Raw genomic sequence first — 1,839 nt, forward strand, 5'->3', positions numbered from 1 at the left:
ACATCGCAACATAACCAAATGTTATAATAAATCTATTACACAAAGAGATAAATTACTTATGCAAAGGCGGAGGAATCACATGTCTATTACTGAAAAACAACGTCAGCAACAAGCTGAATTACATAAAAAATTATGGTCGATTGCGAATGATTTAAGAGGGAACATGGATGCGAGTGAATTCCGTAATTACATTTTAGGCTTGATTTTCTATCGCTTCTTATCCGAAAAAGCAGAACAAGAATATGCAGATGCGTTGGCAGGTGAAGATATCACGTATCAAGAGACATGGGCAGATGAAGAATATCGTGAAGACTTAAAAGCTGAATTAATTGATCAAGTCGGTTACTTCATTGAACCACAAGATTTATTCAGTGCGATGATTCGTGAAATTGAAACGCAAGATTTCGATATCGAACATCTGGCGACGGCAATTCGTAAAGTTGAAACATCAACATTAGGTGAAGAAAGTGAAAATGACTTTATCGGACTGTTCAGCGATATGGACTTAAGTTCAACGCGACTAGGTAACAATGTCAAAGAACGTACTGCTTTAATCTCTAAAGTCATGGTTAATCTTGACGATTTACCATTTGTTCACAGTGATATGGAAATTGATATGTTAGGTGATGCATATGAATTCCTAATTGGGCGCTTTGCGGCGACAGCAGGTAAAAAAGCAGGCGAGTTCTATACACCACAACAAGTATCTAAGATACTGGCGAAGATTGTCACAGACGGTAAAGATAAATTACGTCATGTGTACGACCCAACATGTGGTTCCGGTTCATTATTGTTACGTGTTGGTAAAGAAACGCAAGTGTATCGTTATTTCGGTCAAGAACGTAACAATACCACTTACAACTTAGCACGCATGAACATGTTATTACATGATGTACGTTATGAAAATTTCGATATCCGTAATGATGACACGTTGGAAAATCCAGCCTTTTTAGGACATACATTTGATGCGGTTATTGCGAACCCACCATACAGTGCGAAATGGACAGCAGATTCAAAATTTGAAAATGACGAACGATTCAGCGGATACGGCAAACTTGCGCCAAAGTCCAAAGCAGACTTTGCCTTTATTCAACACATGGTACATTACTTAGACGATGAAGGTACCATGGCCGTTGTACTCCCACATGGTGTCTTATTCCGTGGTGCTGCAGAAGGTGTCATTCGTCGTTATTTAATTGAAGAAAAGAACTACTTAGAAGCCGTGATTGGCTTACCAGCCAATATTTTCTATGGGACAAGTATTCCAACATGTATTTTAGTATTTAAAAAATGTCGCCAACAAGAAGACTATGTATTATTTATCGATGCATCCAATGATTTTGAAAAAGGAAAAAATCAAAACCATTTAACCGATGCCCAAGTCGAACGCATTATTAACACATATAAGCGTAAGGAAACAATTGATAAATATAGCTACAGTGCGACATTACAAGAGATCGCCGATAACGATTACAACTTAAACATACCGAGATATGTCGATACATTCGAAGAAGAAGCACCGATTGATTTAGATCAAGTCCAACAAGATTTGAAAAATATCGACAAAGAAATCGCAGAAGTTGAACAAGAAATCAATGCATACCTGAAAGAACTTGGGGTGTTGAAAGATGAGTAATACACAAAAGAAAAATGTGCCAGAGTTGAGGTTCCCAGGGTTTGAAGGCGAATGGGAAGAGAAGAAGTTAGGGGACCTTACTACCAAAATAGGTAGTGGAAAGACTCCCAAAGGTGGAAGTGAAAACTATACAAACAAAGGCATACCATTTTTAAGGAGTCAAAATATTAGAAATGGTAAATTAAATCTTAATGACTTAGTTT

The 1,839-nt window shown here is 37.4% G+C and carries 1 protein-coding gene and 1 pseudogene; both read left to right on the forward strand.

What is annotated here, in order from left to right:
• Positions 1 to 79 precede the first annotated feature (79 nt).
• Entirely contained in the window at positions 80 to 1,636 is a 1,557-nt protein-coding gene (locus IDG60_RS27495) for a type I restriction-modification system subunit M (protein ID WP_000028610.1), read from the forward strand.
• Positions 1,629 to 1,839: pseudogene (locus IDG60_RS27500) on the forward strand (restriction endonuclease subunit S); the annotation flags it as partial. The gene IDG60_RS27495 and the pseudogene IDG60_RS27500, both read left to right, overlap by 8 nt.

The organism is Staphylococcus sp. EG-SA-2 (assembly GCF_017152085.1).